At 66.0% G+C, this 15,124-nt stretch carries 9 protein-coding genes; 5 read left to right on the top strand and 4 right to left on the bottom strand.

Annotation, left to right across the window (positions count from 1 at the left end; all coding sequences use genetic code 11):
• Window positions 1-2: 2 nt before the first annotated feature.
• The gene (locus CFB34_RS35175; protein WP_143329560.1) at window positions 3-269 is read right to left on the bottom strand and encodes a hypothetical protein; all 267 of its coding nucleotides are present in this window, start codon (window positions 267-269) and stop codon (window positions 3-5) included.
• An 840-nt stretch (window positions 270-1,109) separates the two neighbouring features.
• Here CFB34_RS35175 and CFB34_RS35170 point away from each other — a divergent pair.
• A complete protein-coding gene (locus CFB34_RS35170) occupies window positions 1,110-5,429 on the top strand; it encodes a YadA-like family protein (protein WP_242808804.1) in 4,320 nt (1,439 codons plus the stop codon).
• 338 nt (window positions 5,430-5,767) lie between these two features.
• A complete protein-coding gene (locus CFB34_RS35165; RefSeq protein ID WP_089444288.1) occupies window positions 5,768-6,517 on the top strand; it encodes an SDR family oxidoreductase in 750 nt (249 codons plus the stop codon).
• Window positions 6,518-6,535: 18 nt separating this feature from the next.
• Here CFB34_RS35165 and CFB34_RS35160 read toward each other — a convergent pair whose 3' ends face one another.
• Window positions 6,536-7,066 (bottom strand): toxin, encoded by a 531-nt coding sequence (locus tag CFB34_RS35160; RefSeq protein ID WP_089444287.1) that lies wholly within the window; start codon window positions 7,064-7,066, stop codon window positions 6,536-6,538.
• A 647-nt stretch (window positions 7,067-7,713) separates the two neighbouring features.
• Here CFB34_RS35160 and CFB34_RS35155 point away from each other — a divergent pair.
• The 3 genes from CFB34_RS35155 to CFB34_RS35145 all read left to right on the top strand — a co-directional run bounded on the left by CFB34_RS35155 (window position 7,714) and on the right by CFB34_RS35145 (window position 14,283).
• Entirely contained in the window at window positions 7,714-9,411 is a 1,698-nt protein-coding gene (locus CFB34_RS35155; protein WP_089444286.1) for a M4 family metallopeptidase, read from the top strand.
• 388 nt (window positions 9,412-9,799) lie between these two features.
• The gene (locus tag CFB34_RS35150) at window positions 9,800-11,899 is read left to right on the top strand and encodes an EAL domain-containing protein (RefSeq protein ID WP_242808755.1); all 2,100 of its coding nucleotides are present in this window, start codon (window positions 9,800-9,802) and stop codon (window positions 11,897-11,899) included.
• A gap of 53 nt (window positions 11,900-11,952) precedes the next feature.
• Window positions 11,953-14,283, top strand: a complete 2,331-nt coding sequence (locus tag CFB34_RS35145; RefSeq protein ID WP_089444284.1) for an EAL domain-containing protein — start codon at window positions 11,953-11,955, stop codon at window positions 14,281-14,283.
• Window positions 14,284-14,397: 114 nt separating this feature from the next.
• Here CFB34_RS35145 and CFB34_RS35140 read toward each other — a convergent pair whose 3' ends face one another.
• The gene (locus CFB34_RS35140; RefSeq protein ID WP_089444283.1) at window positions 14,398-14,775 is read right to left on the bottom strand and encodes a carboxymuconolactone decarboxylase family protein; all 378 of its coding nucleotides are present in this window, start codon (window positions 14,773-14,775) and stop codon (window positions 14,398-14,400) included.
• A 143-nt stretch (window positions 14,776-14,918) separates the two neighbouring features.
• Window positions 14,919-15,071 (bottom strand): hypothetical protein, encoded by a 153-nt coding sequence (locus CFB34_RS35135; RefSeq protein WP_179243786.1) that lies wholly within the window; start codon window positions 15,069-15,071, stop codon window positions 14,919-14,921.
• Window positions 15,072-15,124: the final 53 nt, after the last annotated feature.

The raw sequence follows: 15,124 nt of genomic DNA, 5'->3' as shown, positions 1-15,124 counted from the left end.
GATCAATCGTCGGAAGCTGCGCTGTGGCGACGTACAAGCGCATCGATAGTCGAATGTCGCCCCGCTACACGACGGACAACCGGTCGGCGTAATGCCCGGCATGGCGGGTGTTGATCACCGATCCGGTAAAGGCGCAGCGTGTTGTCGTCGTCGCGCGCTGAAAGGTGTGCGCCGCCGGTATCGATTCGAGCCGAATTGTAGGGGCATATTTCAATTCTCGCCAGACACATGGACTCTATTCGCTTCATGTCTTTTTTCGGATGATTCATCCGTATATCGTGATGTGTGTTTGCAGTGCGGCACGCCGATGCCTGTCCATTTCCGCCATTTTCTTTTCCGCCTCTGCGTGCGGTCGCGCAGTTCCGCGTTTTTTGCGAAAAACCTTGCGATGAATTTTTCTTCAATCCGTTTCAGCAAAGGTTTTATCCGCCCGATAAAACATCTCGATTAATTTAGATGGCGCGAAATCGTTTGCGAGATGCGCGTTTTTATCGCAACACCTTGAATATATTGAATTTTACAATCTATAAAGAATGTCGGCTTCAATAATTTTAAATCGTGTCTCATAATTCGTCCGAACTTTGAGTGCAGGGTTGCACCAAGCAACGCAAGGCACGGCGGGTTGTGACGGACGGTGTGCGGTTCGGGTCCGGGGCATCAATTGATGTGACTCCGAGCGCAGGTCCGTTGGGCGCGAGCGAAAATCCGGTTGCCGTGGGTGAAATAAAAGAAGCGGGGTGGGTCGCGGTCGGCGCGACATCAAATCAGGGGTGTCCATAACGGCGGGTTGAATCTCCGGATTCAGTCGCTGGGCGAATTCGCCCATATAAAACGATATGCATTCCTAATGCATCAACCGAATTAACGGAACGGGCCGTCACACGAACGGCGCGCCCGCGCTTTCGAACGTCCGGTCGCCACGGGCGGACGATGCGTGTCGCCCTCGGCACGCTCGAGCCGCGCACGGGCAACGGGTTCCGCACTGAAGTCGCAATCGCAATCGCAGCTGAAGTCTTCAACAAAAGTAAGTAGTCCGTATTCAAACCAAACGCTACAAAACGGAGCAGAAGACCATGAAGAGGAAGCAGATTTCGGCGCTTGCCGCCGCCATGTTCACGGGTGCAGGTGTCCTGATCGCGGGTGCCGCGCATGCGGACAATTTCGTCGACCGCGGCAACCCGGACAACGCGCTGAACGGTCAGTGCATCGACGGGACGAACCCGCTGTGTGTCGCGACCAAGAGCGGGAGTTACGTGGCCGTGAGCACGGCCAACGTCAAGATGGGCACGAATGCCAAGGCCGGCACCAGCGGGATCGCGATCGGCGACCAGTCGAATGCAAGCAGCAATGGCGGCACCAGCAGCGGCGGCGCGATCGCGGTCGGCGTCGGCGCGCAGGCACTGGCGAACTCGGCCACGGCGATCGGCACGGTAGCCGTCGCACAAGGGAACACGGCGCTCGCCATCGGTCGGCAGTCGGCCGCGGTCGGCGATTTCTCGATGGCGCTCGGCAACGTCGCCGATGCGCACGGCACGAGTTCTATCGCGCTGGGCCACTCGGCGCTCGCCAGCGGCGACCGCTCGGTTGCGATCGGCGGCGCCAACCCGACGTCGAGCGACGGCGTGTCGGCCGGCGCGTCGTATGACGCGGCCACCCAGACGCGTGCCGGCGGCACGCAATCGGTCGCGATCGGCGCAGGCGCGCAGACGAACGACAACAACCAGGTGGCGATCGGTTCGGGCAGTGTCGGTGCGAACAATGGCGGCACGCCGGTGTTCGGCGGCACGGCCGCGCCGGTTGGCGGCGCGGTGTCGTTCGGCGCAATCGGCAAGGAGCGCCAGCTCAAGAACGTCGCGGCAGGCGCGGCCGATACGGACGCCGTCAACGTCCAGCAGCTGAAGAACGTGAACGGCACGCTCAGCACGAGCATCGCCACGGTCGACGCGCGCGTGACGTCGGTCGGCAATTCGCTGTCGACCACGATCTCGAACGTCGACCAGCGCGTGACCAACGTGGGCAACAGCCTCAGCACGAGCATCGTGACCGCCACGAAGAACGTCGTGAAATACACCGACGATTCGCATGCGGCGATCGCACTCGACGGCGCCAACGGCACGACGATCAACGGCGTCGCGGCCGGTGTCGCCGACACCGATGCGGTCAACGTCGGCCAGCTGAAGGGCAGCGTCGCGCCGCTGCAGACGTCCATTTCGACGGCAGCGTCGAACATCACGAACCTGCAGGCCAGCGTCACCGGCATCAACACGTCGCTGAGCACGGCAACCACCAATATCAGCAACCTGCAGGCCGCCGACGCCCGCAACGTGAAGTACGACGGACAGAGCGGCTTCGACTCGGTGACGTTCGCCGGCACGAACGGCACGACGCTGCACAACGTCGCGGCCGGCGTCGCGAATACCGATGCGGTGAACGTCGGGCAACTGAACGGCGGCCTGTCGTCGCTCAGCACGAGCGTGACGAACAACCTCAGCACGACGCTGGGCGACCTGAGCACGTCGATCACGAACCAGATCGGCAACGCGACGAAGAACGCCGTGCAGTACGACGATGATGCGCACGGCGGCGTGACGCTCGGCGGCAAGGGCGCGCAGTCGCCGGTGGGCTTGCACAACGTCGCGGACGGTGTTGCCGCGAGCGATGCCGTGAACGTCGGCCAGCTCGGCAAGGCGACCGACACGCTGAATCAGTCGATCACGAATGTCGGCAACAGCGTCACGACGCTCGGCAATCAGGTGACGACGAATACGGGCAACATCGCGGCACTCCAGCAGGACGCGTTGTTGTGGAACGCGACCCTCGGCGCGTACGACGCAAGCCACGGCGGCAACGGCCCGCAACGCATCGGCAACGTCGCGGCCGGCGTCGCCACCACCGACGCGGTGAACGTGGGTCAGCTGACGAGCACCGTCGCACCGCTGCAATCGTCCATCTCGACGGCGGCGTCGAACATCACGAACCTGCAGGGCACTGTCACAGGCATCAATGCATCGCTGAGCACCGCGACCACGAACATCAGCAACCTGCAGGCAGCCGATGCACGCAACGTGAAGTACGACGGCCAAAGCGGCTTCGACTCGGTGACGTTCGCCGGCCCGAACGGCACGACGCTGCACAACGTCGCAGCCGGTATCGCGAACACCGACGCCGTGAACGTCGGCCAACTGAACGGCGGCCTGTCGTCGCTCAGCACGAGCGTGACGAACAGCATCAGCACGACGCTGGGCAACCTGAGCACGTCGATCAACAACCAGATCGGCAACGCGACGAAGAACGCCGTGCAGTACGACGATGACGCGCACGGCGGCGTGACGCTCGGCGGGAAGGGCGCGCAGTCGCCGGTGGGCCTGCACAACGTCGCGGACGGCATCGCCGCGAGCGACGCCGTGAACGTCGGCCAGCTCGGCAAGGCCACCGACACGCTGAACCAGTCGATCACGACCGTCAGCAACACCGTGACGACGCTCGGCAACCAGGTGACGACGAACACGGGCAACATCGCCGCGCTTCAGCAGGACGCACTCCAGTGGAACGCGACCCTCGGCACCTACGACGCGAGCCACGGCGGCAACGGGCCGCAACGCATCGGCAACGTCGCGGCCGGCAAGAACGGCACGGATGCCGTCAACGTCGACCAGTTGAACGCGGCGATTCAGGACGGCACGAGCCAGCTCGACGCGCTCGCGGTGAAGTACGACGACGCGAGCAAGAAGCAGGTTTCGCTCGGCGCAGGCAACGGCGGGAGCCCGGTGCGACTGACCCATATCGCGGAAGGCAACGTCGCGGCCGGCAGCACGGACGCGGTCAACGGCGCGCAACTGCGCCGCGCGACCGACGGCACCGCAGCCGCGCTGGGCGGCGGTGCGACGGCGAATCCGGACGGCTCGATCAGCGCGCCGGCCTATAAAGTCGGCGGCGGTTCGTTCAACAACGTCGGCGACGCGCTCACGAACCTCGACGGCCGCGTCGGCAGCAACACGACGACGCTCGAGAATCACGAAACGCGCATCGGCAACGCCGAAACGAACATCGCCGGCAACACGGCCGCGATCGCCGGGCTGCAGCAGGACGCGCTCCAGTTCGACCCGAAGGCCGGCGCCTACAACGCGGCGCGCGGCGGCGCACCGACGAAGCTGACGAACGTGGCCGACGGCAACATCGCCGCGGGCAGCACGGACGCGGTGAACGGCGGCCAGTTGTCGGGCGTGCAGTCGTCGCTCGAACAGCAGATCACGCAGGTGTCCAACCAGGCGGGCGAGGCCGTGAAGAACGTCGTCAAGTACGACGTCGACACGAACGGCAACCGGCTGAATTCGGTATCGCTGATCGGCGGCGACACGAATGCGGCCGTCGTGCTGAAGAACGTCGCCGCGGGCACCGACGATACGGACGCGGTGAACGTGAAGCAGCTGAAGGGCGTGCAGTCGAGTCTCAACCAGCTCGGTGCGCTCGCGGTGCAGTACGACGACAGCTCGAAGAGCTCGATCACGCTCGGCGGCGCCGGCGGCACGCGCATCACCAACGTGCAGGCAGGCACGCTCAGCGCAACCAGCACGGACGCGGTGAACGGTTCGCAGCTCTACGCGACCAACCAGCAGGTCGCGAAGAACACGACCGACATCACGAACCTGCAGGGGAACGTGACCAACATCGCGAACGGCAAGGCGGGCCTCGTGCAGCAGCAGGATCCGAACGGCGCGATCACGGTCGGGAAGGACACCGGCGGCACCAGCGTGAACTTCTCCGGCACGTCGGGCGACCGCGTGCTGACCGGCGTGGCGGCGGGCGTGAAGGACAACGACGCGGTCAACATGGGCCAGTTCAACAATGCGCTGAAGAATGTCGCGGCCAACGACCAGATCCGTGCGGCGGTGACCGATGCGAACACGTCGTGGATCGCGCGAGCCGATGCGGGTGCGATCGGGTCGACGGCAACCGCAACCGGCAAGAACGCGGTGGCGGTCGGCCAGGGCTCCGTCGCCGATCGCGACAATTCGTTCTCGGTCGGCGCGAAGGGCAGCGAGCGCCAGGTCACGAACGTCGCGGCCGGCACCGCGCCGACCGACGCGGTGAACGTGCAGCAGCTGAACGACAACCTGTCGGCCGCGTCGAATCAGGCGAAGGGCTACACCGACCAGCGCATCGGCCAGGTGTACAACTCGTTCAACGACCTGAAGAAGGACATGTACGGCGGCGTGGCCTCGGCGATGGCCGTGGCCGGCCTGCCGCAACCGACGGGCGCGGGCCGCTCGATGGTCTCGGCGGCGACGTCGAACTATCACGGCCAGCAGGGTTTCGCCGCCGGGTACTCGTACGTGACGGAAAGCAACCGCTGGGTCGTCAAGGCGTCGGTGACGGGCAATGCGCGTTCGGACTTCGGCGCGGTGGTGGGCGCGGGTTACCAGTTCTGACGTTGTTCGCGCAGCAATGATTGACCGGTGGTGCCGGGCAGTGGTCGTGACGTCCGGCACCGGCGGGAAATCCGTGGCCCTGGGGTGGGTTTGCCACCCTCGGGCCATTGACGCTTGATGCGTCGCGCAGCGTTTATCCGCCGGCGCGGGTGTGCGAAGGCCGGATGTGTTCCGCCAGTTCCGATCGTTGCAGCGCGCGACACCGCCGATCCGCACCACCCGCCACCCGACGCGCGGTTTGCCGCTCGGCAGGACTTCAAGAGCAAGAAACGGAGTGCCTACCTGTATGCAGCCGCTTACATTGCCGTGATGAACCTCACTCACGGGATGTGAAAACCATGACCTTGCTCGAAGGGAAAGTCGCCATCGTCACCGGTGCGTCCAGCGGTATCGGCCGAGCGATCGCGTTGATGTTCGCGGCGCACGGCGCGTCGGTCGTATTGGGCGCGCGAAGCGAAGCCCCGCTGAATCAGGTGGCCGACGCGATCCGTCGTCAGGGCGGCCAGGCGCGCGCCTGCGCGGGCGACGTCGGTCACGTCGATACGCATCGACGGCTCGTGGCAACGGCGCTGCGCGAGTTCGGCGGTCTCGACATCGCGATCAACAACGCCGGAACGGTCGGGCCGCTCAAACCGCTCGCCGACATGTCGCTCGACGATTGGCAGCAGACGCTGTCTACCAACCTGACGGCGGCCTTCCTGGGCGCCAGCAACCAGATTCCCGTGATGCTCGAACGCGGGGGCGGTTCGATCGTCTTCACGTCCAGCTTCGTCGGAACGAGTGTCGGGCTTCCCGGCATGGCTGCGTATGGCGCGTCCAAGGCCGGCTTGATGGGATTGGTGAAGGGCATCACCGCGGACTACGCGGCACGCGGGATTCGGGCCAATGCACTGATGCCGGGCGGGGTGGATACCGCGATGGCGGGAGACCGTGACCAGAAGGAATGGGCGGCCGGGCTCCACGCGATGAAACGTATCGCGCACCCCGACGAGATCGCATCCGCGGCGCTGTTCCTGGCCAGCCCGATGGCCAGTTTCGTGACCGGCTCGGCCCTGTTCGCCGACGGCGGCAATGCGGCCGTGAAGTGACGTCCCGATGGCGCTCGCTCATCCGCCGGCGCGGGCCAGCCTGTCGATGACCGCGCGGGTGTCCGAAGGCCGCGTGATTTCCGTCCAGTGCAGATGCGCGAAGGCCGGGTCGTCCCGCAGGGCGGCGAACTTGATGCGATTCCTGGCGAACGTGGTGTACGACCACAGCAGCACCGACTCCCGGGAGAACGCCATCCGCAGCGATTCGCGGTTGCCGTGCGAAAGCTCGGTGCGCATGAGCCCGCGGCTCAACGTGCGCCAGAGTACCCGCGAGAATACCGTCCGGCGTCCGAAGTTGAGCCAGACCACGTGCGTGGCGCTCGACCAGAGCACGTCGCGCACGGCGCTGTAGTTCCCGTCGGCGACCCAGCGCTCGCCGGCCGTCGCGGCCCGCACGGCGTTCTCGAACTGCGCCGGCGGCACGGCTGTCCACTTGGGGCCCCAGTAGAGGCGATCCAGCTCGATGTAAGGGCAGCCGGTTGCTGCCGCCAGTGCGCTGGAGAAAGTGGATTTCCCCGCTCCGCTGGTTCCAACGACGACGACGCGCATGGGTTTGACCGCGGTTGATTGTTGAAGCCGCGTATTGTGCCTCATGCCTGGGCGACAACCGCGTGCGCCACCGATGACCGAGCATGAGCCTTCCGATGCAAAAGACAGTGTGACGTCCACATGCGATGGATTGCGCCGCGCCGCGCCACTCGAACGAACGATTCGTAGAAAGCATTATCTCGTGCGCCGCTCGGCCGCCATTGACTACGAATTTAAAGGCATCGTCGTCTAAAGCGATAAGCGAAGAGCCGTTGGAATTTTCATTGGCACGCCGGCAATGGCAACAATCCAAATAAATATTTAATAAAGCAAGGAGTGTCTGCCGCTTTATCCCGGCTTCGCCTCATCCGTCCTCCCCGACGCGTGCCGCGTGCCGCCTCGCCAAGACAGCACGAGCCTCTCCGACACATTCCCCCGATGCAACCTTGTCGATCCCGCCATCGCGACCAACGAGATCATTTCAAATTTCTCACCAAACCTTGACTCGATTAACACCGATGACAGAAAAAATTAAACTGTCAGAAAATATCTTGTAATTATAAAAATGTCCTTCTAGCATCCCTCTGCGGTTCGTGACACGTCTTACATCAAAAGTCTGTACTTGATGCATTCCTCGAACATCACCCACTTATAAGCCGGGGGATTACATGAAGAAACTGTCTCGTCTGCTGTCCATCTCCGCGATTACCGTCGCGAGTCTCAGTGCTTTTGCCCAGGCCGGCGACCCGTCGGCTACGGTCGACAAGGCACTGCAACTGATCCAGCAGAACCCGTCCGCCTTCAGCCTCGCAGCCGGCGGCGCAGCACGCACGTTGAAGTTCGCCGGGCCGCAGGCGAGCGCGCCGGCGGATGGCGATCAGTTCCAGGTGCGCGACGTGATCGTCGACCCCGACGGCACCGAGCACGTGCGTTTCGACCGCTTCTACGCGGGCCTGCCCGTGATCGGCGGCGACGTGGTCGTCCATTCGCGCAACGGCCAGTTGAAGCAGGCGAGCGTGACCCAGCTCGCGCCGATCAATCTCACCGGCACGATCGGCAAGGTCGGAAACCGCGCCGTGGTACGCAACGCACCCGACATCGGCGCTGCGCGGGTCAAGCGCATCGCGGCCGCGCGTTTCAACTCGGACGTGCGCCGCGTCGAGGACGCGGAACTCGTCGTGTTCGCACGCGACGTCGCGCCGACGCTGGCCTACGCGGTGCGCGTCTACGGCAAGGCGACCGACGTGCATGGCGACGCGGTGCTGTACTACGTCGATGCGCGCACCGGCACCGTGCTCGACGCGCAGGACCTGATCAAGACGGCCGCCGCGACCGGCACCGGCCGCTCGCTGTACTACGGCAACCTGACGCTCACCACCGACCAGACAGGCACGAACGCGTACCGGATGCTCGATCCGAGCCGCGGCTCCGGCTCGGTCTACGACGGCCGCGGGCTGACCTCGGACGACGTCGAGCAGGCGACCGACCTGCCGATCTTCACGAGCAGCACGAACGTGTGGGGCAACAATACGACCACCGACCGGCAGACGGTCGCCGCCGACATCGACTATGGTCTCGCGCTGACTTGGGACTACTACAAGACGGCGCACAACCGCAACGGCATCTTCAATGACGGCCGCGGCGTGAAGAGCTATGCACACGTGGTGTTCAACACGGGCAGCGGCACGACCGGCGCGAATGCGGCATGGCTGGATTCGCATGTGATGGTGTACGGAGACGGCCAGCCCGGCACCAGCCTGCCGAAACCGGTCGTGTCGGTGGACGTCGCCGGACACGAGATGAGCCACGGCGTGACCGAGGCCACGGCCAACCTGAACTACTCGGGCGACGCGGGCGGCCTGAACGAGTCGACGTCCGACATCTTCGGCACGCTCGTGAAGTACTACGCCAACAACCCGAACGATCCCGGCAACTACGTGATCGGCGCGCGCGTGGTGAGCGGCGGCCTGCGCAAGATGTACAAGCAGGATCTCGACGGCCGGTCGTTCAGCTGTTACCCGTCCGGCGGATTCTCGTGGTCGAATCCGCGCCACGATCCGCATTTCACGTCGGGCGTCGGCAACCGCCTGTTCTACCTGCTCGCGGAAGGCCCGACGGTGCCGTCGACCGATACCGGCCTGACGAAGGCGCAGTTGGTCTGCAACGGCGACACGACCTTCAGCGGCGTGGGCCGCGAGAAGGCCGGGAAGATCTGGTACCGGACGCTGACCGTGTATCTGAACGCCAACTCCAGCTACCCGAGCGCGCGTCGTGCGTCGATCCAGGCGGCGAACGACCTGTATGGCGCGAACTCGGCCGAAAGCGCCGCGGTCGCTCGTGCGTGGAGTGCGGTCGGGGTGAATTGATAGTGTCCGTGTGAGTGCGTTGAACGCCCGAAACGCGCGTGGCAGACCCTTCGCTTCGGAGTAGTGCGAACCAGTCGAAGCCACCCGATGCCCGGGCGAATAAAGGGCAGCCGTTGATCGACCGCCTGCGATTGCAGGCGGTCGATTTTTAGCATCCGGTTTTCATTCCACCCGCCGCCCAAACCCCCGTTCCCCCATCCCTCCGCGTTCCGGCACTTTTTTCCAAAAAATATCTGCCGTGCAATCGTTTGCGCCCGGCCGCGCGGCGTTCAGTTTATTCATCGCATGCCGATATCGTGAAGGCGCGCCCGATCGAGGCGGCTTGCCGCCGCCGCGTCGATCGGGCATGGCATCGGCCCATGCGACGGATAGGGGAAGAAAGGTTTTGGTGACAGTTTTCGGGTGCATCGTTCATCGGCACAACCACTGGCTGGTGTTGCTTGCCGCACTGCTGTGCGCAGGCGGCTCGTGGGTCACCGCGCGCCTGTTCCAGCGCACGGTGAACACCTCCGGCACGCAGCGGATCGGCTGGCAGGTGCTGACGGCCATTTCGGCCGGCGTGGCGATCTGGTGCACGCACTTCATCGCGATGCTCGGCTTCGACGCCGGCGCGCCCGTCCACTTCAACCTGCCGCTCACGCTCGTGTCGCTGCTCATCGCGGTCGTGGGCAGCACGCTCGGCTTCGCGCTGACGACCTGTCGCATCGTCAAGGTCGCGCCCGCGCTCGGCGGCGCGATCGTCGGCGTCGCGATCGTGCTGATGCACTACACCGGCATGCTCGCGTGGCGGGTCGAGGGGATCGTGTCGTGGGACGTCGGCTACCTGATCGCGTCGGTGGTCCTGGCGATGACGCTCGCCGCGCTCGCGCTGCACCTCGCGATGCGGCCGTCGCCGCACGCTGTCAACCAGATGGCCGGCGTGCTGTCGCTCGCGATCCTCGCGCTGCATTTCACCGGGATGTCCGCGCTGCGCATCACGCCGCTGACGCTCGACGGCAACTGGACCGACATGAGCGAGATGCGTCCGCTCGCGCTGGCGGTCGCGGGCACGTCGCTCGTGATCGTCTGCACGGGGCTCGTGAGCTACGTGATCGACAGCAACGTGCGGGCCGAATCGCTCGAACACCTGCGCCGGCTGGCGCTGAGCGACATGCTGACCGGCCTGCCCAACCGGGCCAGCTTCAACGAGCGGCTCGACCTCGAGATCGCGCTTGCGCAGGAACAACGCACGAAGCTCGCGCTGATCGGCATCGACCTGAACCGCTTCAAGGAAATCAACGACCTGCGCGGCCACCACGCCGGCGACGAGGTGCTGCGCATCCTGGCGCGCCGCATGGCGAACCTGCTGCGCGAAGGCGAATTCGTCGCCCGCATCGGCGGCGACGAATTCGCGGCGCTCTGCCGGATGGACGACGACACGCGCCTGATGGATCTGCTCGAACGGCTCGAGCCGGCGCTCTACAAGCCGGTCAGGCTGGACGACTACGAGGTCGTGCCGGGCGCGAGCTTCGGCGTCGCCATCTACCCGGACGACGCTGCCACCAAGGCCATCCTGATCAACAACGCGGACCTCGCGATGTACCGCGCGAAGGGCGGCATCGGGCAATCGATCTGCTTCTACGAGCCGGCGATGGACCTGATCGTCCGCGCGCGCCGCAGCCTCGCGGCCGACCTGCGCCGCGCGGTGGCCGACAACCAGCTGAGTATCCACTACCAGGTGCAGACGTCGCTCGCGACCGGCGAGATCCGCGGCTACGAGGCGCTGCTGCGCTGGCAGCACGCGACGCTCGGCACGATCCCGCCCGCCGAGTTCATTCCGCTCGCCGAGGAAAACGGCGTGATCCTGGACATCGGCGCCTGGGTGCTGCGCGAGGCCTGCGCGCGGGCGGCCACGTGGGAGCCGCCCTATGCGGTCGCGGTGAACGTATCGGCCGTGCAGTTCATGCACGCGGACCTGACGGCGCTCGTGGCGGACGTGCTCGAAGCCACCCGCCTGCCGGCGTCGCGCCTGCAGCTGGAGCTGACCGAATCGACGATCTTCGCCAGCCGCGAGCGCGCGCTGGACACGCTGCGGCAGATCAAGGCACTGGGCGTGAGCATCGCGCTCGACGATTTCGGCACCGGCTATTCGTCGCTCGACACGCTGCGCTCGTTCCCGTTCGACCGCATCAAGCTCGACCAGTCGTTCGTCGCGGACGCGGAAGCGAAACCGCAGGATCGCGCGATCATCCGCGCCGTGCTCGCGCTCGGCAAGAGCCTGGGCATTCCGATCCTGGCCGAAGGCATCGAGACGCACGACCAGCTGGCGCTGCTGGCCGACGAAGGCTGTGACGAAGCACAGGGCTTCCTGCTCGGCAGGCCCGCCCCCCTCAACGAGATCGTCGGCAGCGGGCAGATTGCGCTGACCGGCGGCGACCGCGTCCGCACGGCGGTTCCTGCGTCCGAATCGGCCGTCGCGGCCGATTTCGACCCGGACCAGCGCGGGTAACCCTCGACGCCGGAGACGGCCGCCCGCTCCCGGGTTGCCGCCGGCAGGCTCACATGAAAATCCTCTACGCACGGATGGCAAGACTGGCAAGCCTCGCGGCGCCGGACCGGAACCCGGACCTGCTCGCGGCGCAATACCGGGTATTCGCCGGCCAGATCCCGGTGTCGTACCTGATCCTCATCTCGAGCACCTGGAGCCTCGCCGTCACGCACCTGGGCAGCACGCCGTGGTGGCTGTCGGTCGCGATGCCGGCCGCGATGACGCTCGCCGCGCTCGCGCGGCTGCTGCACTGGTACCGCACCCGGCTGCTGGCGCCGACGCCGGACACCGTGATGCGCGCGCTCACGGTTACGAACTGGCTGGTGATCCCCGTCGCGGTGACGTTCACCACCTGGGCGCTGCTGCTGTTCCCGTACGGCGATGCGTGGCAAAAGGCCCAGGTGGCGTTCTACATGGCGATCACGATGATCGGGTGCGTCTTCAGCCTGATGTACCTGCGGACGGCCGCGCTGAGCGTGGCCTTGATCGTCAACGTCGCGTTCATCGTGTTCTTCATCTCGACCGGCCAGCCGACGCTCGTCGCCACCGCGGTCAACATGGCCTTCGTGTCGGCGTCGCTGATCGCCGTCATCTCCGTCAACTACCGGAGCGTCCTGCGCACCGTCGACGCGCAGGACGAATCGCGTCTGCGCGAGCAGGCGCAGACGCGGCTGATGCGGATGATCGACGACATGCCGGTGGCCGTGATGACGGCCGACCCGGAGACGTTCCGCATCAACTACCTGAACGCGACGTCGCGCAACCTGCTGCGCTCGATCGAGCACCTGCTGCCGATCCGCGCGGACGACGCGCTCGGCGCGTCGATCGACTTCTTCCATCCGCACCCGCAGCACCAGCGCCGCCTGCTCGCCGATCCGGCGAACCTGCCGCATCGCGCCCGCATTCCGCTCGGGCCGGAAGTGCTCGACATCCAGGTCTCGGCCGTGCGCGACGCCCAGGGGCGCTACATCGGCCCGATGCTGTCGTGGTCGATCGTCACGCAGCAGGCCGAGGCGGAGGCGCGCATCCACCAGCTCGCGCATCACGATTCGCTCACCGGCCTGCCGAACCGCGCGACCTTCCTGGCCGAATTCGACGCGAGCCTGCGCCGCTCGGACAAGGTGCTCGCGCTGCTCTTCATCGACCTCGACGGTTTCAAGCTGATCAACGACGCGTGCGGGCATTCGGCGGGCGACGCGGTGCTGCGCCAGGTCGCGGAGCGCCTGCGCGGGCAGTGCCCCGAGCCGGGGATGATGCTGGGGCGCATCGGCGGCGACGAATTCGCGGTGCTGCTGCGCGACACCGACGCGGATCGCGCGATGGGCGCGGCCGCGCGGCTCGTCGACACGCTCGTCGCCCCCTATGCGCCGTCGCCCGACCGGCCGTTCCGCATCGGTGCATCGATCGGCTGCGTGCTGGCGCCGCATCACGGCAACGACGCCGGCGCGCTGCTGTCCCGCGCGGACATGGCGCTCTATGCGGCCAAGAAAGCCGGGAAGGGCACCTACCGGATGTTCTCGCCGGACATGGAAACGAGCGCGCAGGAGCGGGTCGCGCTCGAATCGAAGCTGCGCGTCGCGCTGGACGAGAACCAGGGGCTGTACGTGTTCTACCAGCCGATCGTCGATGTCCTCACCCGCCGGATCACGGCGCGCGAGGCGCTGCTGCGCTGGCATCATCCGCGCACCGGCTGGATTTCGCCGGGCTGCTTCATTCCGGTGGCCGAGCGCGGCGGCCTGATCGACCGGCTCGGCCGCTTCGTGCTCGAGCAAGCGTGCCGGGAGGCGGCGCGCTGGCCCGACGGTGCGCGCGTTGCCGTCAACGTGTCGGCGGGGCAGCTCGGCCACGGCACGATCGCGCCGATCTTCGCGGCGGCGCTGGCCGGCGCGGGCCTCGCGCCCGACCGGCTGGAAATCGAGGTGACGGAAACCGCGCTGCTGCACGACGAGGGCAAGGCCATCGCGGACCTGCGCGCACTGCGTTCGATGGGCGTGCGCGTCGCCCTCGACGACTTCGGCACCGGCTTCTCGTCGCTCGCGCATCTGCGCGCGTTCCCGTTCGACAAGATCAAGATCGACGGCAGCTTCGTGCGCGATGCCGTCACGCGCCCGGACTGCGCGGCGGTCGTGCGCACGGTGGCCGATCTCGGCAAGCGCCTCGGCGTGACGACCGTCGCGGAAGGCGTCGAGACGGAGGAGCAGCTGGCGTGCATCACCGATGCCGGCTGCCGCGAGGTGCAGGGCTTCCTGATCGGCAAGCCCGCGCCGGGCGAGCAGGATGCGCCGGCCATCCGCTGGATCGAGCGGGCCGCGCTGGCGGCGCAGGCCACGGCCAGGCAGGCGTGAGCGGCGGTGGGGCGGCCGGACTGGCGAATACACGATATGGATCGGCGGGCGTCAGCGCGGAACGGACGCCGTGTCGTCGGCACTGGCGCCGCTGCGTCTTTCAGCCGTCGGCGTTCACTTCAACGCGCCTTCGGCCACCAGCACTTCGTGTGCGGCCTTGAATGCGCTCAGGCCGTGCGGGATGCCCGAGTAGGCGGTCGCGTGCAGGAGTGTCGCCCTGATTTCATCCACGCTCACGCCGGTGTTGAGCGCACCCTTGACGTGCAGCTTGAGTTCGTTGGTGTGACCGGCGGCCGTCAACATCGCGAGATTGAGCAGGCTGCGTGTCTTGCGATCGAGCGTGTCGTCGCCCCAGGCCCATGCGGTCGTCGCGCGCTGGAAAGACATCATGAACGCGTCGGCCTTTTCCATCGACGCATCGACATATTCCGCGCCAAGCACTTCCCGGCGAATCGGCAATCCCTTCTGAAACAGCGCATCATCTTCGTTCATCTTCGACTCCCTGGTTGACGCAAGCGCGCCTTTGCAAACCTGCCGTCATCGTTCGCACATCGTTCGCACGGGATGGCGGAGCGGCGTGCGAGCGCCGTTCCGCGTACACCTCGCCGGTGATCGGCCACCGTGTCCACTTGCGTTCACTTCACCGCCTCTGCGGTTGCCGGGCACCCGCGGCGGGCAGGCGAACCCCAGTCAGTGTCGACGGCAGGCAGGTTCAACGCGAGCAGCGCAGCCAGGAATGCAGACTGATGCATCGCGACCGAATCCGTCAGCGTGCCGTCGATATCCAAGACAAGGATGTGTTCGGTTTTCGTTGAATGACATCGCGAAGGGGACGGCATGC

Origin of the sequence: Burkholderia sp. HI4860 (assembly GCF_002223045.2) — a bacterium.
In the GTDB taxonomy this organism is placed as follows: Bacteria; Pseudomonadota; Gammaproteobacteria; order Burkholderiales; family Burkholderiaceae; genus Burkholderia.
This window is presented reverse-complemented; position numbering and strand designations above follow the sequence as displayed.

Bases quoted from the DNA above. Each gene is read 5' to 3' on its own strand.
- CFB34_RS35145 (WP_089444284.1), top strand. From the start codon at position 11,953: ATGAAAATCCTCTACGCACGGATGGCAAGACTGGCAAGCCTCGCGGCG.
- CFB34_RS35155 (WP_089444286.1), top strand. From the start codon at position 7,714: ATGAAGAAACTGTCTCGTCTGCTGTCCATCTCCGCGATTACCGTCGCG.
- CFB34_RS35165 (WP_089444288.1), top strand. From the start codon at position 5,768: ATGACCTTGCTCGAAGGGAAAGTCGCCATCGTCACCGGTGCGTCCAGC.
- CFB34_RS35170 (WP_242808804.1), top strand. From the start codon at position 1,110: ATGTTCACGGGTGCAGGTGTCCTGATCGCGGGTGCCGCGCATGCGGAC.
- CFB34_RS35175 (WP_143329560.1), bottom strand. From the start codon at position 269: ATGAATCATCCGAAAAAAGACATGAAGCGAATAGAGTCCATGTGTCTG.
- CFB34_RS35140 (WP_089444283.1), bottom strand. From the start codon at position 14,775: ATGAACGAAGATGATGCGCTGTTTCAGAAGGGATTGCCGATTCGCCGG.
- CFB34_RS35160 (WP_089444287.1), bottom strand. From the start codon at position 7,066: ATGCGCGTCGTCGTCGTTGGAACCAGCGGAGCGGGGAAATCCACTTTC.